Annotated in this window: 18 protein-coding genes; 4 read left to right on the top strand and 14 right to left on the bottom strand. The window is 63.5% G+C overall.

Annotation, left to right across the window (positions count from 1 at the left end; translation table 11 throughout):
- Positions 1-31: 31 nt before the first annotated feature.
- The 9 genes from APH30_RS10220 to APH30_RS10260 all read right to left on the bottom strand — a co-directional run bounded on the left by APH30_RS10220 (position 32) and on the right by APH30_RS10260 (position 8,372).
- Complete coding sequence (locus APH30_RS10220) at positions 32-838, bottom strand: CpsD/CapB family tyrosine-protein kinase (protein WP_009682735.1); 807 nt, start codon at positions 836-838, stop codon at positions 32-34.
- 11 nt (positions 839-849) lie between these two features.
- Positions 850-2,412, bottom strand: a complete 1,563-nt coding sequence (locus APH30_RS10225; protein ID WP_054912453.1) for a Wzz/FepE/Etk N-terminal domain-containing protein — start codon at positions 2,410-2,412, stop codon at positions 850-852.
- A gap of 19 nt (positions 2,413-2,431) precedes the next feature.
- The gene (locus tag APH30_RS10230) at positions 2,432-3,547 is read right to left on the bottom strand and encodes a hypothetical protein (RefSeq protein WP_033690383.1); all 1,116 of its coding nucleotides are present in this window, start codon (positions 3,545-3,547) and stop codon (positions 2,432-2,434) included.
- A gap of 24 nt (positions 3,548-3,571) precedes the next feature.
- On the bottom strand, positions 3,572-4,129 hold the full coding sequence (locus APH30_RS10235; protein WP_029885424.1) for a polysaccharide biosynthesis/export family protein: 558 nt from the start codon (positions 4,127-4,129) through the stop codon (positions 3,572-3,574).
- 253 nt (positions 4,130-4,382) lie between these two features.
- Entirely contained in the window at positions 4,383-4,559 is a 177-nt protein-coding gene (eppA, locus tag APH30_RS29060; protein ID WP_009682731.1) for an EPS-associated small membrane protein EppA, read from the bottom strand.
- Positions 4,560-4,819: 260 nt separating this feature from the next.
- Positions 4,820-5,362 (bottom strand): helix-turn-helix domain-containing protein, encoded by a 543-nt coding sequence (locus APH30_RS10245; RefSeq protein ID WP_029885423.1) that lies wholly within the window; start codon positions 5,360-5,362, stop codon positions 4,820-4,822.
- Between the two features lie 55 nt (positions 5,363-5,417).
- Positions 5,418-6,836, bottom strand: a complete 1,419-nt coding sequence (locus APH30_RS10250) for a short-chain fatty acid transporter (RefSeq protein WP_029885422.1) — start codon at positions 6,834-6,836, stop codon at positions 5,418-5,420.
- Positions 6,837-6,981: 145 nt separating this feature from the next.
- On the bottom strand, positions 6,982-7,638 hold the full coding sequence (locus tag APH30_RS10255; RefSeq protein WP_009682728.1) for a CoA transferase subunit B: 657 nt from the start codon (positions 7,636-7,638) through the stop codon (positions 6,982-6,984).
- A gap of 35 nt (positions 7,639-7,673) precedes the next feature.
- On the bottom strand, positions 7,674-8,372 hold the full coding sequence (locus APH30_RS10260; protein ID WP_054912455.1) for a CoA transferase subunit A: 699 nt from the start codon (positions 8,370-8,372) through the stop codon (positions 7,674-7,676).
- A 140-nt stretch (positions 8,373-8,512) separates the two neighbouring features.
- Between APH30_RS10260 and APH30_RS10265 the strand changes: the two genes are divergently transcribed.
- Together APH30_RS10265 and APH30_RS10270 are read left to right on the top strand one after the other, a co-directional pair.
- The gene (locus APH30_RS10265) at positions 8,513-9,418 is read left to right on the top strand and encodes a LysR family transcriptional regulator (protein ID WP_054912456.1); all 906 of its coding nucleotides are present in this window, start codon (positions 8,513-8,515) and stop codon (positions 9,416-9,418) included.
- Positions 9,406-10,227, top strand: coding sequence for an aldo/keto reductase (locus APH30_RS10270; protein ID WP_054912457.1), 822 nt, complete (start codon positions 9,406-9,408; stop codon positions 10,225-10,227). The genes APH30_RS10265 and APH30_RS10270 overlap by 13 nt, the downstream gene beginning before the upstream one ends.
- 57 nt (positions 10,228-10,284) lie before the next feature.
- Here the strand turns inward: APH30_RS10270 and APH30_RS10275 are convergent, their stop codons facing one another.
- Genes APH30_RS10275 through lexA form a run of 4 tightly spaced genes read right to left on the bottom strand, consistent with a single transcriptional unit; the run spans position 10,285 to position 16,024 of the window.
- Positions 10,285-13,365, bottom strand: a complete 3,081-nt coding sequence (locus APH30_RS10275; protein WP_054912458.1) for an error-prone DNA polymerase — start codon at positions 13,363-13,365, stop codon at positions 10,285-10,287.
- Positions 13,362-14,780 carry a DNA polymerase Y family protein gene (locus APH30_RS10280; RefSeq protein WP_054912459.1) on the bottom strand — a complete coding sequence of 473 codons (1,419 nt, stop codon included), beginning with the start codon at positions 14,778-14,780 and terminating at the stop codon, positions 13,362-13,364. The genes APH30_RS10275 and APH30_RS10280 overlap by 4 nt, the downstream gene beginning before the upstream one ends.
- Before the next feature lie 6 nt (positions 14,781-14,786).
- Complete coding sequence (imuA, locus tag APH30_RS10285) at positions 14,787-15,407, bottom strand: translesion DNA synthesis-associated protein ImuA (RefSeq protein ID WP_054912460.1); 621 nt, start codon at positions 15,405-15,407, stop codon at positions 14,787-14,789.
- Entirely contained in the window at positions 15,407-16,024 is a 618-nt protein-coding gene (lexA, locus tag APH30_RS10290; protein WP_054912461.1) for a transcriptional repressor LexA, read from the bottom strand. Before lexA ends, imuA begins: the two co-directional genes overlap by 1 nt.
- A gap of 92 nt (positions 16,025-16,116) precedes the next feature.
- Here lexA and APH30_RS10295 point away from each other — a divergent pair, with 92 nt between their 5' ends.
- Positions 16,117-16,779: an HAD family phosphatase gene (locus APH30_RS10295; RefSeq protein WP_054912462.1), complete on the top strand. Its 663-nt coding sequence runs from the start codon at positions 16,117-16,119 to the stop codon at positions 16,777-16,779.
- Positions 16,780-16,839: 60 nt separating this feature from the next.
- Positions 16,840-17,751, top strand: coding sequence for a LysR substrate-binding domain-containing protein (locus tag APH30_RS10300; protein WP_054912463.1), 912 nt, complete (start codon positions 16,840-16,842; stop codon positions 17,749-17,751).
- 336 nt (positions 17,752-18,087) lie between these two features.
- On the opposite strand, the gene APH30_RS10305 is transcribed toward APH30_RS10300, so the two are convergent.
- Positions 18,088-18,858, bottom strand: coding sequence for an IclR family transcriptional regulator (locus APH30_RS10305; RefSeq protein ID WP_029886042.1), 771 nt, complete (start codon positions 18,856-18,858; stop codon positions 18,088-18,090).
- Between the last annotated feature and the right edge of the window lie 36 nt (positions 18,859-18,894).

The raw sequence follows: 18,894 nt of genomic DNA on the forward strand, positions 1-18,894 counted from the left end.
GCGGGTTCACCCGCGGTAACTTAGCGTAGCCTCAGTAATAGGTACGCGGCTGTTCGTCAGCCTTGTTCAACACCGTACCAATCAGGTTGACCCCTGCCAGGTGGTGCAGGCAGTCCTCGATTTCTTTCTTGTTGTTCATGCCATTGGCCACCACCAGCAATACACAATCGAACTTGGGTATGACGGTGATCGCGTCGTCGGAGCTCAGCAACGGCGGCAGGTCGAAAATGCAGATGCGCGACTCGTAGCGGTTGCGCAACTCGCCAATCAGGTTACTCACCTTGGGCGACGACAACACCTCGGTCGACAACGGCACCGGCACCCGGGTCGGCAGCACCACGAAGCGCGGCAAGGTCGGGTTGACCAGGCAGTCCTGCAGTGGCGACTTGTCGTTCAGGAACTCATTCAGTGCATGCTCCATCGGCAGCCCCAATGTGCTCCCCACCTTGGGCCGGCGCAGGTCGAAGTCCACCAGCAAGGCGGTCTTGGTGGTGTGGTGGGCAATACTCATGGCCAGGTTGACCGCCAACACGGTTTTGCCTGCCTCCGGCGTGGGCGAGGTGATGGCCAGGGTGCGCCAGCCGTTCTCGTCCATCAGCCGCAGCACCTGGGTGCGCAGCAGGTCGATCGGCCCGTTCATGTTCGAGTTCTTGTTGAACGCCACAATGCGGTTGCGCTCCAGGTGGTCTGGATGCAGTGGCACCACCTTGGTGTTGACGTAGTCGAACTGCCCCGGCACCTCCGCCAGCGCCGTGCCAGGGGCCGGCGACAGCGGCTGAGGGGTACCCGGTGTGACCTGATGAATAGTGTTGCCAACAGCCGGCTTGGTCCTGTCCATCACTGCATTCCCTATACGAACCGCGACATGACTTTGTACAGCAGCACATCCAGTGGCATGTAGTACACGTGCACCAGCACTATCATGATAGCCGCCAGCGCCAAGGCCGCCACGATCAAGCGGTTACGCCAGCGTTTGCGCCTGGCCACATCGGCCCGCGTCTCGATATACGGCAGTGCCACCAACACCCGTTTGCCCAGCAGGTTCTCCAGAGCACCAACGCCCCGTACCCGCTGGTTGAGCATTTCCAGCAACATGACCAGCGCGCCGCCACCGGCCGGCGCCAGAACCAGCCCCAGCGCGGCGATCTTCTTGCGGTTAGGCTTGATCGGCTTCTCGGGCAACAGGGGCGGCTCCAGCAGCACAAAGCGCTCGGCTTTGTTTTCCTGCTCCAGGCTTTCGGTGATTTTCGCGCTCATTTCCTTGGCGCGGATTTCTTCGTATTTCTTGCGTGCGTTGTCGTGGTCACGCATCAGGGTGACCAAGCCACGCTCGACCTGCGGCGCCTCCAGGATCTCGGCTTCATAGCCTTCCATTTTTCGGGTCAGTTCGCGCTTTTGCTCGGCCAGCGAAGCGATGCGTTCCTGGGCGGCGCTCATTTTGGCGCGTACCCGGGCAACATCCAGGCTGACCGAAGAAGCAGTGCTGGTGCGACCACCACTGGCCTCCAGCGCCTGAATCTTGCGTTTGACCGCCACCACATCGGGGTGGGCTTCCTTGTAACGGGTCAACAGCCGGGCGTACTCTGCTTTCAGGCTTGGCAGGTCCTGGGCCTGGTCGGCAGCGGCAGGGCGCGCGCCATCGGCAGCCTTGGTCGCCAGGCCGGCATTGGCTGCCGACAGTTCGAGCTCCAGGTAACGCAACTCTTCCTGCGCAGCCTTGTAGTCCCGGTCGACCTCACGGAACTCCAGCTCCGAACGCGACAGCATGTTCATGCGCAGCGTCTGGTGCTCGGGCAGTGCATTGGCATGTGCCTGCTTGAAATCGGCCAGCTGGTTTTCCAGGCTGGCCAGCTCAGCGCCCAGCTTGTTGGCTTCCTGGGTGAGAAACTCGGTGGTTTCGTTGGCCCGCTCGGTACGCTGCTTGAGGTTTTCGTTGAGGAACAGCGATACCAGCTCATCGGCGACCTGCTTGGCCACTTGCGGCTGCTTGTGCTCGAACGACACATTGAAGGCCACGGTCGCCTCGCCCCTGCCACGCACGAACGTGGTAAGGGTCTCGACCACGATGGCGTTGCGCATCTGGTCGATTTTGTCGCTCTCGCCAAGACGCTTGTCGGCGAACAGGTCGTACTTGTCGATGATGCGCAGCAGGTTCTCGCGGGTCATGACACGCTGGCGGATCACCTCGATGCGTTCATCGGCAAAACTGGTGTTGTTGGTTGATACCAGCTCGGGCGAAATCTGCTGTGACTCCACCAGGATAGTGCCGGTCGACTGGTAGATCGGCGGCACCATCAAAGCCACCGCCACGGTCGCGGCCAGAATGACTACGGCACTCACCCCTAGCACCAGGGCTCGGTCCTTGATTATGGCGATGTAATCTCTGAGGGATAGCTCGTAGTCAGACTTCATGGGGCCACCTGCCTGAAGTTCAGATGTCGGGGTACCTGTACGTCAACGTCAAACCCACGATGGTTGCGGTTGCATCCGGTACGTGGTCCTGCTGGCGTTCCTTGTACATCAGCGACAGGCGCAGGTCCCAATACGGCGAGAACTCTCGGCTGGCCCATACGCTGTACGTTTGCAGTGTGTTCGGTGACTGCCCTTTGCTGTCTTGCCAGGCAGCGTCTGCGCCCACCCGGGTCAGCTCGGTAACGGCATAGCTCCACACCCCGCGTACCTGGTCCAGCTCGGCGAAGCCGCCTTCGGCACTGGCCACCGTGCTGCGTTCGGCGGTGAAGCTGGCATCGGCCCGCACACCGGTATAGAGCAACGCCACCCCACCCTCCCCGCGTCGGCCGCCTTCATCGCCCGACACCTGGTTGACACCAATGTGGGCATCGGCACTCAGGCCATCGGCCAGTTGGTACTTGATGCCCACAGCCGGGGTGTAACTGTTGGAAGCGGTGGCGGTCAGGTCCTGCTCGGGCTCGTAGCGCCGCGCGCCGAAGCGGGTATACACATCGGCGCGCTCGCTCCAGGCATAGGTCCAGGTAAAAACGTTGGCCAGTTCGTTGTAACCCGTCAGCGTGCTGACGTCATACCGGGCGCGGCTGTAGGTGGTTTCGTTGCTCAAGGTACTGCGCTCGGTAACCGCCTGGCTCCAGTTGCCGGTCAAGGTGTAGAGCTTCTGCGTGCCGTCGGTGGTGATCACCCCGGTATCCAGCACAGTGCCCGACAGCGTCGAGCTTTCGTTGTAGCGTGCCACCAGGCCAAAACGCCCGCGCTCGGTGGTGCGCTGCCAGCCCAGGCTGATATCAGGGTCCTCGCGGTTATCGACTACGTTGGTGTCGGACGAGCGCAACACATTCATGCCCAGCCCCAGTCTCAGTTCGTCACGGTCGAAGGTGCCGATCAGGGTGTAATCGGGCGCGATGATCGTGCGCGTGATGCCCTTCTCGCCCGACGTCAGCAACAACGGGTTGCTGTCGTACTCGACGGATGTCGGCACCACCACCGTAGACTGCCAATTTGCCGCCAGGGCCGATTCCGTAAACGGCAAGACCAAGATTGCCGTTGCAATGCTAGTTGTTCTGAGAAGTGGCATTAAATGTTCTTATTGAAGGCAAGATCAAGGAACGACCAGCGTGTCGCCAGCCTGAAGTTGGATGTTGGTGGACATATCGCGCCCAGACACCAGGTCCTTATATCGCACGGGCAAGATCTTTTGGGAAGCGCCTGCGCCACGAACTACCTTGATCTCGCTTTCGTCGGCAAACTTGTCCAGGCCACCCGACATGCTCAGCGCCTGCAACACGGCGGTCGGCCCGGCCATCTGCACCGGCCCCGGCTTGATCACTTTGCCCTGGACATAGACCAGGTTGCCGGCGATGCTCTTGACGACAACGCTGACATTCGGGTCGGGAAGGTATTTTTCAAGTTTGGCAGCCACTTGCTTTTCGACTGCGGTTACATCGAGCCCGGCAACATTGATGCGCCCGGCCAGTGGGAAAGTGATACTGCCATCGGGTAGTACGGTCGCTTCCTGGCGCAAGCTGTCTTCCTGCCAGACCGATACCATCACCACATCGCCAGGGCTGAGCAAATACGCAGAGCTGCCGGTATCGGCGCAACTGGCACTCGACCACACCGTCAACAAGCAGAACGCGGCAAACAATGAACGCATCATGAGGGTCCCTCCGGCCAAATGGCCCGACAAAGAGCACTGTATGAGAACAACGCACCAACTCTCGCTCCGCTTCGCGACCCACCACTGCCGCGACGGCCTCGACCTTCCTGGAGGCCCTTACCTTGACGCTGTGCAGCCTGGGCTGCGGTGCCTGAAACCATGGACCTTCATGGGCTACAGGGAATATAGCAACGGTTGGTGAATTAACAAGCCATCGGCAAAACCCCACCCCGCGACTTGCGGCAAAGGGTGTTCAGATTTTCCGGCGGTTGGCCACCGCCACAAAACCGACAACAGCGAACGCAAAGAACCAGCCAGCCGTTGAAACAGGAATGATACTGTTCTGGCTTATATACGAATCGGCTGCGCGCGCAGCGCCACTCAAGAGCACCAGCAAGAACATCGATTTGATTATCAGAGTCGTGCGCATACGCCCTTCCTTTAAACAGGAAAATCAATGAGTTATTGGCGAGGTAGTGCGGGGTTTGTGTCGCTGTTGAATTGAGCTTATGGGCACAGTGACACTACGTCAATGATCCGACACCATAATAAAATTCAATGGGCGGCAGGCAGATTCGTCAAAAAAACGACATACAAGAAGTGCTGCACCCAGCCAGCTGCTGGATGCCAGCGTTTCACGGATGAGAAAGTGAAAGGTTCAGGCAGGCCTGCAACAGCGCCCTGCCCGGCTCATTCCTCGGCATGGTGAACGACCACCAGCAATTGCGCCGGCTGCGCGCCTACCGAGCGCAGGCGATGCGGGGTTTGCGCGTTGAAATGCAAGGCATCGCCCTGCTCCAGCAGCACCCGCTCGTTCATGAAGTCCACCTCCACCTGGCCCGCGTGCACGAACAGGAACTCTTCGCCCTGGTGCTCCTTGAAGGTCGGGTCGCTAAACTCCGAAGGCGGCTGGATCAGGAACGGTACCAGGCTGCGCTGCCCCACCTGGCTGGTCAACGCCGCATAGCCGGGGCCCTGGCCGTCACCCACCAGCGCCTGGCGCTCGCCGTGGCGCACCAGGCTATAGCGGCTCTGGCCGGCCTGCTCTTCGGCAAACAGTTCCTCGACATTCACGTTCAATGCGCGCGCCAGCTTCAGGGCGGCAGCAATCGACGGCGTGTTGAGGCCACGTTCGACCTTGGACAGGTAGCTTTTGGTCATGCTGGTCTTTTCGGCCAGCATTTCCAGGGTCATTCCCAGTTTCTTGCGCAGCAGTTTCAATCGGATAGACATGTGACGCGTGTTTCCCAGGCCAAGGCAGCCCGGGCATGATACGTGGAGCCGCCGCTCATGGCATCACCGGTGGCACATACTGCAGCGTGGTGCCCAGCGCCCAGAGCAATACCAGCACCAGCGGCACATGCACCAGCAGTTGCACGAAGGAAAAGCCGATCAGGTCGCGTGCCTTGAGCCCCAGCACGCCCAGCAGTGGCAGCATGTAGAACGGGTTGATCAGGTTCGGCAAGGCTTCTGCCGCGTTGTAGATCTGCACCGCCCAGCCCAGATGGTATTGCAGGTCGTTGGCCACCAACATCACGTAGGGCGCTTCGATGATCCATTTGCCGCCGCCCGACGGGATGAAGAAGCCCAGCACCGCCGAATACACGCCCATCAGCAAGGCATAGGTGTCGTGGGTGGCGATCTGGGTGAAGAACAACGATATGTGGTGGGCCAGGGTCTGTTCGTCCACGCCCTTCACCTGGGTGAGAATGGCCGCGATCGAACCGTACAGCGGGAACTGGATCAGCACCCCGGTGGTGGTCGGTACCGCCCGCGCCACGGCGTCGAGGAAACTGCGCGGGCGCCAGTGCAACAGGGCACCGAGCATGATGAACAACAGGTTGTAGGTGTTCAGCCCGGAGATGGCGGTAATCGCCGGTTTGGTAGCGAACTCCTGGTACAGCCAGCCGGCGGCCAGGGCGACCAGCAGCAGAATCAGGATGGGGCTGTGCTCCAGCCATTCACCGGGGCGGGTGCGCTGGGGTGCCGCCGGTGCAGTGAAGCTGGGGTCCACGCCACACGCTTCGGCGCTGCGTGCGCTGTTCGGCCCCGGTGCCGTGGCGTAGGCGATGACCAGCGAGACGATGACCAGTGCCGCCAGCATTACCCCGGATTGCCAGAGAAAGATGGTTTCGGTGAACGGGATGACGCCGGTGATCGACAGGATCGAAGGCGGCAAGCTGGCCGGGTTGGCCTGCAGCTGCGCCGCCGACGAAGACAGGCCCAGTGCCCACACAGCGCCCAGGCCCAGGTAGGCGGCCGCCCCCGCAGCACGGTAATCCATCTTCAGGTCGGTGCGCCGCGCCAGGGCGCGCACCAGCAAACCACCGAACACCAGCGACAGACCCCAGTTGAGCAAGGAAGCCAGCATCGAGATCAGTGCCACCCAGCACACGGCCGAGCGGCCATTGCCAGGGATACGCGCCAGGCGGTCGATCAGGCGTGCCGCCGGTGGCGAACTGGCGACCACATAGCCACCGATGACCACGAAAGCCATCTGCATGGTGAACGGAATCAGGCTCCAGAAACCATCGCCAAAGGCCTTGGCGGTGTCGGTCGGCTTGGCCCCCATGGCCAGCGCGCCGATGCACACCAGCAGCACCGCCAAGGCGGCGAATACCCAGGAGTCGGGGAACCAGCGTTCGGCCCAGTTGGAGCAGCGCAAGGCAAAGCGCGCGCTACGGCTGTCTTGAATTTCAGCGGCCACAGTGGCATTCCTTTTATTGGTTTTATGAGGTGAAACAGACAACGCAAAAACCCTGTAGGTACAGGTTGACTCGCGACCATGCCGGTAATGTACCGACACACTCAGCGGTGCAACCTGCGCCTACAGGGTTGGGTGGCGTAACGCCTTAGAACGTCATTTCCTGCACATCATCCGGCACGATCAGTTTGCCGGCAGTCTTCTCGACGATTTCCTCGATGCTAACCCCGGGTGCGGTTTCGCGCAGGATGAACGCACCGTCTTCAATTTCCAGGTAGGCCAGGTCGGTCAGCACCTTGCGGATGCAACCGGCACCGGTCAGCGGCAGGCTGCACTGCGCCAGCAGCTTGGACTCGCCGTCCTTGGACGCGTGGGTCATGGTCACGATGATGTTCTCGGCGCCCGCCACCAGATCCATGGCGCCGCCCATGCCCTTGACCAGCTTGCCCGGGATCATCCACGAGGCGATATTGCCCTGCACGTCTACCTCGAACGCACCCAGCACGGTCAGGTCGACATGGCCGCCACGAATCATGGCGAACGACTGCGCCGAGTCGAAGATCGAGGCACCCCGGCGGGCGGTGACGGTCTGCTTGCCGGCGTTGATCATGTCGGGGTCGAGGGTGCTTTCGGTGGGGAACTCGCCCATGCCGAGCAGGCCGTTTTCCGATTGCAGCATCACATCCATGTCGGCGGGTACATAGTTGGCCACCAGGGTAGGAATGCCGATACCCAGGTTGACGTAGTAGCCGTCCTTCAGTTCACGGGCGACGCGTTGCGCCATCTGTTCGCGGGTCAGTGCCATGGTCAGGATCTCTTTGTTGTTCTGGTGGAGGCCGCTCAGGCCTTGACGGTGCGCTTTTCGATACGCTTTTCGAAGGTGCCGACGATCACCCGGTCAACATAGATGCCTGGGGTGTGGATCTCGCTCGGCAGCAGCACACCGGGCTCGACGATTTCTTCCACTTCGACCACGGTGATCTTGCCGGCAGTGGCCGCCAGCGGGTTGAAGTTCTGCGCGGTGTTGCGGTACACCACGTTGCCGTAATGGTCGGCCTTCCAGCCCTTGACGATGGCGAAGTCACCGGTGATGGACTCTTCGAGGATGTACTTGCGGCCCTTGAATTCGCGAACCTCCTTGCCTTCGGCAACCGGCGTGCCGTAGCCGGTGGCGGTGAAGAACGCCGGGATGCCAGCGCCGCCAGCGCGCATTTTTTCGGCCAGGGTGCCTTGGGGTGTCAGCTCCACTTCCAGTTCACCGCTGAGCAACTGACGCTCGAATTCGGCGTTTTCGCCCACGTAGGAGGCGATCATCTTGCGGATCTGCCGGTCTTCCAGCAGCACCCCCAGGCCGAAGCCGTCCACCCCGCAGTTGTTGGAGACCACGGTCAGGCCCTTGACGCCACGGCGCTTGATTTCGCTGATGAGGTTTTCCGGAATGCCGCACAGGCCAAAACCACCGGCCAGTACCGTCATGTTGTCGGTCAGCCCGTCGAGGGCCTGTTCGTAGGTTGCAACGCGCTTGTCCAGTCCGGCCATGCTGATCCGCCTTTTGTAGTTGTTGAACCGACGAGGCTGTCGGTGAGCGTGTATAGCCATCTTCACCGCAAGCGACTGATTTGTTAATTTTGTTTTCATCATCGATTGATAAATTTCGCAAAACAAACGATAGGCCCGTCATGAACGTCAAGCAACTGCGCGCTTTTGTCGCCGTGGCCAAGTACCAGAGCTTCGCCCAGGCCGGTGAACACCTGCATGTATCGCAACCGGCCCTGAGCCTGACCATCAAGGCCCTGGAAGAAAACCTGGGCGGCGCCCTGCTCAGCCGCACCACCCGCAGCGTCAGCCTGACGGCCGAAGGCGAAGTGCTGCTGCCGCTGGCGCGGCGGCTGCTGGCCGACTGGGACGATACCGAAGAGATGCTGCGGCAACGCTTCACCCTGCAACTGGGCCGGGTCTCGGTGGCGGCGATGCCGTCGTTCGCCGGTAACCTGCTGCCCCATTCGCTCAAGGTGTTCCGCCAACGCTACCCCAAGGTCAACGTCACCGTGCACGATGTGATCAACGAACAGGTGCAGGAACTGGTGCGCCACCGCCGAGTCGAACTGGGCATTGGTTTCGAGCCGGACAATACCGACGGCCTGCACTTCCACCCGCTGTACATGGACCGTTTTGTCGCAGTGGTGCCCGCTGACTCACCCTTGGCGTTGTTGAAACAGGTCAGTTGGGCGCAACTGATGGCCGAAGATTTCGTGGCCCTGCAGCGGCCGTCGGCGGTACGCCTGTTGATGGAGCAGAATGTTGCCGCCCAGCACGGCAAACTGGCCGTGGCGTTCGAAAGCCACCAACTGGCGACCATCGGCCGCATGGTTGCCAGCGGCCTGGGCGTTAGCGCGGTGCCGGCCCTGTGCATCAACCAGATGCAGGAACTGGGTGCACGCTGCGTGCCCCTGGTCGAACCCACGGTCGAGCGGCGCATTGGGGTAATTGCCCTGAGCGAGCACAAACTGTCCACCGCAGCGCTGGCGTTGCTTGAAGTTCTACTGTCCCATACACAGCCCCCGGAGGTGACATGCGTTACGTGAAACTGGCAGGCGCGAGCGTGCCGGCCATTGGCCAAGGCACCTGGTACATGGGCGAAGACCCTGGGCGCAAGGCGGCAGAGGTAGCGGCCTTGCAACAGGGTATCGAGCTGGGCCTGAGCCTGATCGACACCGCCGAAATGTATGCCGAAGGCGGTGCGGAGACCGTGGTTGGCCAGGCCATTGCCGGGCGCCGCGACCAGGTGTTCCTGGTCAGCAAGGTCTACCCGCACAATGCCGGGCGGCAGGGCATGGCAACCGCCTGCGAGCGCAGCCTGGCACGCCTGGGTACCGAGTGCATCGATCTGTACCTGCTGCACTGGCGGGGCCAGCACCCGCTGGAAGAAACCGTCGACGCCTTCGAGCGTTTGCGCGAGCAGGGCAAGATCAAGCGCTGGGGCGTTTCCAATTTCGATATCGACGACCTGCGCGAATTGAACAACCCTGCCTGCGCCACCAACCAGGTGCTGTACAACCCGGCCCAGCGGGGCATCGAATTCGACTTGCTGCCCTGGTGCCAACAACGCGCGCTACCGACCATGGCCTACTGCCCGTTGGCCCAGGCCGGGCGCTTGTTGCAGCACCCGGTGCTGGCAGAAATAGCCGAGCGCCATGGTGCCACGCCGGCTCAGGTCTGCCTGGCCTGGGTTACCCGTGATGATGGCATCATTGCCATCCCCAAAGCCGTGGCGCCCGAGCATGTTCGGCTGAATGCAGCAGCGGGTGCATTGGCCTTGACCCGCGAAGACCTGCGCGCAATCGACCTGGCCTTCCCGGCGCCCACCCGCAAGCAGCGCTTGGCGATGGTGTAGTCCGCCAGGGCATTTTCGTGAATGCGTGGCCGCGCCGCCGCGGGGAAGCCCGCGAAGTTAATGAAAGTCGCGGCTTCGCACGTCCAACCCCTGCAACAGCGCGGTCACATCTTCCAACCGCCGCGCTATGAGATGGCGCACGCCATTTTGCTGCTCCAGCCGCCCGCTGACCTTGAGCAACTGCGCCCCCACCAGCGCCCGCCTTTGCCGCTCGGCCAGCGCCCGCCATACCACCACGTTGACCATACCGTGTTCGTCCTCGAGGGTAACGAACGTCACCCCGCTGGCGGTCTGCGGCCGCTGCCGCCCCACCACCAGCCCCGTCACGGCGATGTTGTCGCCATGCTCCAGGCCTTGCAGTTCTGCAGAACTGCGGCAGCCCAGTGCCCGCAGACGCGTACGCAGCAAGGTCAACGGGTGCGGCCCCAATGTGGTACCCAATGCCTGGTAATCGGCCACCAGGTCCTGCGCCACTGTTGGGGCCGGCAATTGCACCGCCACCTCCGGCACGGCCTGCACATCGGCAAACAGCGGCAGTTGCGCCTGCACGGCCGCCACCTGCCAGCGCGCCTGATGCCGGTCGCTGGCCAAGGCGCGAAGCGCGCCGGCATCCGCCAGGCAGGCCCGCGCGCGGGTGGCCAGCCCGGCACGCAGGCACAGGTCTTCCACGTCGCGCCATGGCTGCTGCGCCCGGGCCTGCTCCAGGCGCCTGGCGTCGGCTTCGGCCAGGCCCCGGACCAGGCGCAAGCCCATGCGCAAGGCCAAGGTGCCCTGGGCATCCGGCTCCAGCGTGCAGTCCCATTCGCTGTGGCAGACATCCACCGGCCGTACCTCGATGCCCTGGCGCCGCGCCTCCTGCAGCAGTTGGTCGGGGCTGTAGAAGCCCATGGGCCAACTGTTGACCAGGGCGCAGGTGAAAATGGCCGGTTCATGGCACTTGAGCCAGCTGCTGGCATAGCACAGCAAGGCAAAGCTGGCGGCATGCGACTCTGGAAAACCATAGCTGCCGAAGCCTTTGATCTGTTCGAAAATGCGCTCGGCGAATGCCAACTCGTAGCCATTGCGCAACATGCCCTGCAGCAAGCGCTGGCGGTGCGGTTCAAGACCGCCATGGCGTTTCCAGGCGGCCATGCTGCGCCGTAACTGATCGGCCTCGCCTGGTGAATAGTCGGCTGCGACCATGGCCAGCTCCATCACCTGTTCCTGGAACAGCGGCACACCCAAGGTGCGCTCGAACACCTCCTTCAGTTTTGGCGACGGGTAGGTCACCGGCTCTTGCTTCAGCCGCCTGCGCAGGTAGGGGTGCACCATGTCGCCCTGGATTGGCCCGGGGCGCACGATGGCCACCTCGATCACAAGGTCGTAGAAGGTGTTGGGCCGCAGCCGCGGCAACATGGCCATTTGCGCGCGCGACTCGATCTGGAATACCCCCATGGTCTCGGCGCGGCTGATCATGGCGTAGGTGGCGGGGTCTTCGCTGGGGATGGTCGCCAGGGTCAGTTCACGGCCACGGTGGCGCTGCAGCAGGTCGAAGCAACGGCGCAAGGCACTGAGCATGCCCAGCGCCAGCACGTCCACCTTGAGCAGGCCGACCATGTCGAGGTCGTCCTTGTCCCACTGGATGACGGTACGTTCGGCCATGGCGGCGTTTTCCACCGGCACCAGCTGGTCCAGCGGTTGCTGCGAGATGACAAACCCGCCCGGGTGCTGCGACAGGTGCCTGGGGAAGCCGATCAACTCGCCGGCCAGTATCAGTACCCGCCGCAACAACGGGCTGCCAGCTTCGAACCCGGCCTCGGCCAGGCGTTGTTCGTCGGGTATGCGGTCGCTCCAGCGGCCACAGCATTTGGCCAGGGCATCGACCTGGTCCATGGGCAAACCCAGCACACGCGCGACATCGCGCACGGCACCTGCAGCATGGTAGGTATTGACCACCGCCGTCAGCGCAGCACGGTGCCGCCCATAACGGCGGAACACGTACTGGATCACTTCTTCACGGCGGTCGTGTTCGAAATCCACGTCGATATCGGGCGGCTCGTTGCGCTCGCGTGACAAAAAACGCTCGAACAGCAGGCGGTGCTGCATGGGATCGAGCTCGGTGATGCCCAGCACGAAGCACACCACCGAATTGGCCGCCGAGCCGCGGCCCTGGCACAGGATACGCTGGCGCCGGGCGAAGGCGACGATGTCGTGCACGGTCAGAAAGTAGCTTTCGTACCCCAGCTCTTCGATCAGCGCCAGCTCCGTGTCCAGCACCTGCCGCACCTTGGCGCTCGGCCCGTGTGGCCAACGCACGGGCAAGCCCTGCTCGCACAGAGCACGCAGCCAAGTGGCCGGGGTATGGGCTTCAGGCACCAGTTCGCGTGGATACTGGTAGTGCAGTTGGCCGAGGTCGAACTGGCAGCGCTGGGCAATGGCCAGGGTCTCGGCCAGCATCTCGGGCGGGTAGAGTTCTGCCAGTTGTACCGGGCTGCGCAAGTGCCGTTCGCCATTGGCAAACAGAAAACGCCCGGCTTCGGCCACCTGGCAATGCTGACGAATCGCAGTCATGCAGTCCTGCAACGCCCGGCGGCCGCGCACATGCATATGCACATCGCCACAGGCCACCGCGCGAATACCCAGCTCGGCCGCCAGGGCTTGCTGGCCCTGCAGGTGCCGGGCATCGTCACTGCCACGGTGCAGGTGCACGGCCAACCACAGGCGCTCAGCAAACAGCCCGCGCAACCACTGGCCGGTGGCCGTATCGCCCCTGTCGCCCGCCAGCCACAAGGCCAGCAAACCGTGATGGTGCTGCTGAAGGTCATCCCGAAAAAGCTGGTAGTCGCCCTTTTCCGCCCGCCGTCGGGCGCGGGTAATCAGTGCGCACAGATTCTGGTAGCCCGCCAGGTCGGCAACCAGCAGCACCAGCTTGGGGCCCTCGTGCAACTGCACTTCGCTGCCGACAACCAGCGGCAATTGGTGCACCTTGGCCGCCTGCCAGGCGCGCACGATACCGGCCAGCGTACATTCGTCAGTGATCGCCAGGGCCTGGTAACCCTGCTCTTTGGCCCGCCGGAACAGTTCGTCGGCGCTCGAAGCGCCGCGCTGGAAACTGAAATTGGACAGGCAATGCAGCTCGGCATACGGGGCGGAGTTCATGCGAACCAGCCCTGCAACCAAAGCGGGCCAGCCTGGCCCAGGTCACGGTAGGCCCAGCCACGCAGGCCGTCGCGGGTTTCGATGCGGTAGTAATCGCGGCGTACATCGCCACCATCCCACCAGCCCGACTCGATGCGCTCGCCAGGGCCCAGCAAGCGGTAGCCAGCCTCATCCAGCGCCAGCGGCGCGGGCAGCAACCAACCAGGGCGACTGCCCGGGGCCACCGGCATGCCCCCGAGCGCCCCCTGCTCTGCCAGTTGCCAGGCACATTCGGGCCGGTGATCGGCGGCCGCGCTCAGGCCTTGGACGGCCTCATCGCCCAGCCGCGCGCGCAAGCGCTCGCGCAATTGCTCCCAAGGTTGCGCCTGTTGCGCCCGTGGGTCGAACAACGCCTGGTGTTGTGGCACAAAGGCTGGCAGGTCTTCGGCGACCAACCGCAGGTTGCGCACCGGGGCCGGAATACGCAGCGGCTCCAGGCGCCCACGGGCCAGTTCGAACAGCATCGCGGCGTCGCGCTCGGCGGCCAGCAAGCCGACCTTCAGCAACGTGTCCGGGCCTTCGACATGCTCCAGGTGCAGGCAAAAGCGCTGCACGCCACAATCGCGACCGGCCAGGAATGCGGCCAGGTCGTTGAGCATGCGCCGCAGCGGAAACAACAGCGCCTGGTGCGATTCAACATCGAAGTTCAGCTCCAGCCGGCTCTCGAAACGATCGGGCGGCAGGTAGAAGTCCAACCCCAGGGTGCGCAGGCCGAGCAACTGATCCAGGTGCAGTTGCACCTGGGCGGGAAAGCGTTTGGCCAAGGTGTCGCGCGGCAACGCCAGCACCTGGCCGAGTTGCCGCAGGCCCATGCGGGCAAAGGCTTCGGCAGCCTCTGGCGGCAAGCCGATGCGCTGGATGGGCATGTTCAGCAACGCGTTACGGGTGGCAGCGGCATCGGCGACAACCAGGCCATCGTGGGCATTGGCCAGCATGCGTGCTGCCACCGGGTTGCTGGCTACCACGATGCGCTGGCGCAAGCCCAGTTCAGCCAGTTCCTGACGCAGGCGTGCTTCCATCACGGGCCATGGGCCGAACAGCTGCAGGCTTGAGCCCACCTCCAGCAACAGCGCACGCGGGTAATGCAGGCTGACCTGGGCACTGAAACGGTAGGCCCAGGCGGCCAGCAGTTGCTGCATGCGCTCGATGCGCCTGGGGTCTGTTTCGATACAGGTGAAACCATCGGCCAGCGCACGTGCAGCAGTCAGGGTTTGCCCGGCCCGCAGGCCGAGTGCTGCCGCTGCGGGGTTGACTGCCTGCAACACCCGCCGCTGGCTGGGCCCGCCAATGATGGCCAGGGGGTTGGCTGGGTCTTCGCGCTCGCGCAGGACGGTGTCCAACGCCAGTTGCGGAAGCAGGATGCAGGCCCAGAGCATGTTGCATCAGCCCTGCCACGGGCTGGCAATGGGCAGGGCCGGGGGCATGCCGCCTCGGCTTTTCAGCACCCGCCATTGGGCTGGGCGGGTATCCACGGCGATGCGCAATGCTGCCGGTGACGGGTTGTGGGCGGCCTGCTGCGGCCGGCAGGCAAAGGCCAGAGCCTGGCCGGTTTCCGCCGCCACTTGCAGGCGCCGCAGGGCACGGTCATCGGCACGCTCGGGCCAGCACAGCACTGCCGCGCAACTGCCCGAGCGCAGGCACTGCTCGGCGGCCCACAGGACGTCAGCGGGTTCGGCGTTTACCTGCACCAGCCAGCGCAGGTCTACCCCCGCGGCCTGCCAGGCCGGCGCATAGGGAATGAAAGGCGGCGCCACCAACACCACGCGGCTGGCTTCTGCGCTCAGGCGTGCCAGGGTTGGCCACAGCAACTGCAATTCGCCACAACCCGGGTTCGCCAACAGCAGTTCGCTCAATGCGGCTGCCGGCCAACCGCCTTCCGGTAAACGTTCGTCCAGCGCGGCATGGCCGGTTGGCTGCAGGCCCAGCGGTCGCGCCTGGGCCTGCCGGCCGCGCCATACCCGGCGCTGGTCCAACAGCCGGTCGAGGTCGACCACCGCGCCCATCAGTCACGCCTCAGCAAGCCACAGAACACGCCTTCGATGAAGAACTCCTGCGTGGGGAGCACATCGATAGGCGCATAGGCTGGGTTACGTGGCAACAACCGGTAGTGCTTGCCCACGCGTTGCAGGCGCTTGATGGTGACTTCGCCGTCGAGCCGGGCTACCACGATCTGGCCATCACGGGCATCGGCCTGTTGCAGGATGCCGACCAGGTCACCGTCGAAGATGCCGTCATCGATCATCGAATCGCCACGCACCTTGAGCAGGTAGTCGGGGGTGCGGCGGAACAGGCTGGGGTCGAGCAGCAACTGCTCGTGGATGCCCAGGTCCGGGCCGATCGGGGCACCTGCCGCCACTTGGCCGAGCACCGGGACTTCGAGCATTTCTGGCCGGCGCAGGGGGTCGGCCAGGCGAATGCCCCGCGCCTGGTTGGGGGTGACATCGATATAACCCGCCTGACACAGGGCGGTGATGTGTTTGCGCGCGACGCTGCGCGAGGCAAAACCGAAGCGCGTGGCGATGTCCGCCAGGCTCGGCGGCTGACCGTGGTCGCTGATGCGCTCGCGGATGAAGTCGAAAATGGCGCGGCGTTTGGGGGTAAGGTTGTTCATGGAGAACATTTGTACTCCTTTCGCCGCGCGCTGAACAGACCCCTTCGTCGTCTGCATTGGTTATGATCCCCCGGCTTGAGTCTTTCTGAACGGGATACCCCATGCTCACCGCCCTGCTGTTCGACCTCGACGGAACCCTTACCGACACCGACAGCCTGCACTTGCAGGCCTTTCGCCAACTGCTGCGTGACCATGACGGCCGCGAGCTGAGCCAGGCCCAGTTCGAGGCCCAGGTCAGCGGCAGGGCCAATGGCGAGCTGTTCGCCGAACTGTTCCCCGGCGCCACTACCGAACAGTGCGCCAGGCTGGCCGACCGCAAGGAAGCCTTGTTCCGGGAGATGTCGCCGGCGTTGCAGCCCATGCCAGGCCTGCTGCGCCTGCTGGAACATGCCCAGGCCCACGCCCTCGGCATGTGCGTGGTCACCAACGCGCCGCGGCTCAATGCCGAGCACATGCTCGCTGCCATGGGCTTGGCCCAGCGCTTCGAGCATGTGGTCGTGGCCGACGAGCTGGCCCGGCCCAAGCCCGACCCGCTGCCCTACCTTACCGGGCTGCAGCGGCTGGGCGCCGCGGCCGGGCAGGCGCTGGCTTTCGAGGACTCCTTGCCGGGGGTGGCTGCAGCCACTGCGGCCGGTATCTTTACCGTCGGTGTAGCCACCACGCAAACGCCTGAGCGGTTGCGGGCAGCGGGGGCACAGTTGGTCATCGCTGATTTCAACGATACCCAGTTGTGGGCATTGCTCGAGCAACGCCACCGCGCTTGATCCTCGACAGCACCATTGAAGCCCTAGCCATCCCAACCACCGCGCTGCCCAGGCCACCCCATGCTGATCGACGAAGAACTCACCCTGAAAAAGCTGGAAACCTTCCTCGCCTTCATGCGCAGCGGCAACCTCAGCCGCGCTGCCGCCGAACTGTGCACCAGTTCGGTCAGCGTGCACCGTGCCATCCACTCGCTGGAAAGCGCCCTGCGCTGCGCCCTTTTCAAGCACGAAGGCCGGCAGCTGATTCCGCTGGAAAGCGCCTACGTACTGGAAAAGAAAGCCCGCCTGCTGATCCAGGACGCCGAGCAGATGGTGCGCCAGACCCGCGAAGCCGCCGGCTTCTACGCTGAGCGCTTTCGCCTGGGCGCGCTGTACTCGCTAACGGTAAAAACCGTGCCCAAGCTGGTGATGGGGCTTAAGCTGCGGCGCAGCGAACTGAACATCGACCTCACCCTGGGCTCCAACCTCGACCTGCTGCAGCGCCTGAAAAACCATGAACTGGAGGCCATTCTCGTCTCCCTGGACGAGAGCGTCAGCGACCCGGCCTGCGAACAACTGCCGCTGTTTTCCGACGACATCTTCCTCGCCGTACCCACCGATTCCTCCTTCGCCGAGCAGGCCGAGGTGGACCTGGCCGACCTGGCCGACTCCACCTTCATCACCCTGACCCAAGGGTTTGCCACACACCGCGATGGCGCCCGGGTCTTCCAGCAAGCCGGCTTCGAGCCAAAGGTCGCCATGCAGGTCAACGACATCTTCACCCTGCTGAGCATGGTCAGCTCGGGCGTGGGCTTTGCCCTGCTGCCGGGGCGCATCGCGGCCGTCTACGAAAACCGCGTCAGGCTGATAGCCCTGCAGCCGCAGTACCGTTTGCAGCAGCATATCGGCGTGGTGTTTCTGAAGGCGCGGGAGCGGGAGCCGAACCTGCTGGCCTTGCTGGCGGAATGCCGGATGTACAGCCTGGAGCGCTAGGTTGTTGCACTGGCACCGATGAAGGGCTACCCCAGCTATCCACTTGAGCAGTTGGGGCCGCTCTGCGACCCATCGCAGGCAAGCCAGCTCCCACAGGGATTGCATCAGGGCTGACAGGCGGTTGCCACAGGCACTGAAGAAACAGCGGCTACCCTTGCCAGAAACCATAGAATCTCCCACAGGACGGTGCAATGCTTGAAGTGTGCGCTGTACCTGTGGGAGCTGGCTTGCCTGCGATGGGCTGCGCAGCAGCCCCAATCAGTGTGGCATCACCCTCAAGTAAACAGCATCAGGCATCAAGAGCGGCCATAGGGTGCGAAAGCACGACCGCCAGCCTCAGGCCAACGCCCGCTGCACCTCGCCAACCGTGCTCGCCAGGCTGCTCAGGTGCAGGCTAAGTACCCGCTCGACAGGCGCCTGGTCCAATGGCCAGTGCAAGGCGATGCTCCCGGCCAGGCGGCCTTCGGCATGCACGGGCAAGGCAATGGCGCGAATCAGGTGCGGCAGGCGTACCGGATACTCCCAGTGGCCCTCGGTGCGCTGGCCGAAACCTTTGTGTGCCTCTTTCTCGATATCGCGCAGCAACGCATCGTCCCCCAGCCGCGCATCGGCCGCCAGGCGTTGTACCTCCTCCAGCCCCAGCTCACCCAGGCAGGCACGGCCCATCGCCGAATGGAACAGGCTGGCATGATGGCCGACGATCTGGCAGGTATGCGGGTAACGCTTGCGCAGGATCTGCGGAATGGCGCTTTCCATGACCTCCAGCCGCTGACCATCGAAACACGACAGGTCCACTACCAACCCGGTACGTTCGCTCAACTCCAGCAGCATCGGCGCGGCGCGTTCCACCAGGCGCCGCTTGAAGCGCAACTGGCGGTCACCGTACAAGCGCCGCGAGCACAGCCGATAGCGCCGGTCGCTGAGGCCGCGATAAACCCAGCCCTGCACCTGCAAGGTAGCAAGCATGCGCGACACCGTGGCCTTGGGCAGTGTAGTCAGGTAATGCAGCTCTTCAAGGCCCAGTGCCTGGTGCTCGCCCAGTAGGTCGACGATGGCCAGCGCCCGCTCCACCGAACGCACGCCGCCACCTTCTGCCGTGATGCCCATGGGGATGACCTCCTGGTTGCCGGAGGGTCAGCATAG

The organism is Pseudomonas sp. NBRC 111127 (assembly GCF_001320345.1).
Classification (GTDB): domain Bacteria; phylum Pseudomonadota; class Gammaproteobacteria; order Pseudomonadales; family Pseudomonadaceae; genus Aquipseudomonas; species Aquipseudomonas juntendi.

Excerpts from the sequence above, each read along its gene's own strand:
- APH30_RS10220 (WP_009682735.1), bottom strand. The coding sequence starts at position 838 with ATGGACAGGACCAAGCCGGCTGTTGGCAACACTATTCATCAGGTCACA.
- APH30_RS10225 (WP_054912453.1), bottom strand. The coding sequence starts at position 2,412 with ATGAAGTCTGACTACGAGCTATCCCTCAGAGATTACATCGCCATAATC.
- APH30_RS10230 (WP_033690383.1), bottom strand. The coding sequence starts at position 3,547 with ATGCCACTTCTCAGAACAACTAGCATTGCAACGGCAATCTTGGTCTTG.
- APH30_RS10235 (WP_029885424.1), bottom strand. The coding sequence starts at position 4,129 with ATGATGCGTTCATTGTTTGCCGCGTTCTGCTTGTTGACGGTGTGGTCG.
- eppA (WP_009682731.1), bottom strand. The coding sequence starts at position 4,559 with ATGCGCACGACTCTGATAATCAAATCGATGTTCTTGCTGGTGCTCTTG.
- APH30_RS10245 (WP_029885423.1), bottom strand. The coding sequence starts at position 5,362 with ATGTCTATCCGATTGAAACTGCTGCGCAAGAAACTGGGAATGACCCTG.
- APH30_RS10255 (WP_009682728.1), bottom strand. The coding sequence starts at position 7,638 with ATGGCACTGACCCGCGAACAGATGGCGCAACGCGTCGCCCGTGAACTG.
- APH30_RS10260 (WP_054912455.1), bottom strand. The coding sequence starts at position 8,372 with ATGGCCGGACTGGACAAGCGCGTTGCAACCTACGAACAGGCCCTCGAC.
- APH30_RS10265 (WP_054912456.1), top strand. The coding sequence starts at position 8,513 with ATGAACGTCAAGCAACTGCGCGCTTTTGTCGCCGTGGCCAAGTACCAG.
- APH30_RS10270 (WP_054912457.1), top strand. The coding sequence starts at position 9,406 with ATGCGTTACGTGAAACTGGCAGGCGCGAGCGTGCCGGCCATTGGCCAA.
- APH30_RS10275 (WP_054912458.1), bottom strand. The coding sequence starts at position 13,365 with ATGAACTCCGCCCCGTATGCCGAGCTGCATTGCCTGTCCAATTTCAGT.
- APH30_RS10280 (WP_054912459.1), bottom strand. The coding sequence starts at position 14,780 with ATGCTCTGGGCCTGCATCCTGCTTCCGCAACTGGCGTTGGACACCGTC.
- imuA (WP_054912460.1), bottom strand. The coding sequence starts at position 15,407 with ATGGGCGCGGTGGTCGACCTCGACCGGCTGTTGGACCAGCGCCGGGTA.
- lexA (WP_054912461.1), bottom strand. The coding sequence starts at position 16,024 with ATGTTCTCCATGAACAACCTTACCCCCAAACGCCGCGCCATTTTCGAC.
- APH30_RS10295 (WP_054912462.1), top strand. The coding sequence starts at position 16,117 with ATGCTCACCGCCCTGCTGTTCGACCTCGACGGAACCCTTACCGACACC.
- APH30_RS10300 (WP_054912463.1), top strand. The coding sequence starts at position 16,840 with ATGCTGATCGACGAAGAACTCACCCTGAAAAAGCTGGAAACCTTCCTC.
- APH30_RS10305 (WP_029886042.1), bottom strand. The coding sequence starts at position 18,858 with ATGGGCATCACGGCAGAAGGTGGCGGCGTGCGTTCGGTGGAGCGGGCG.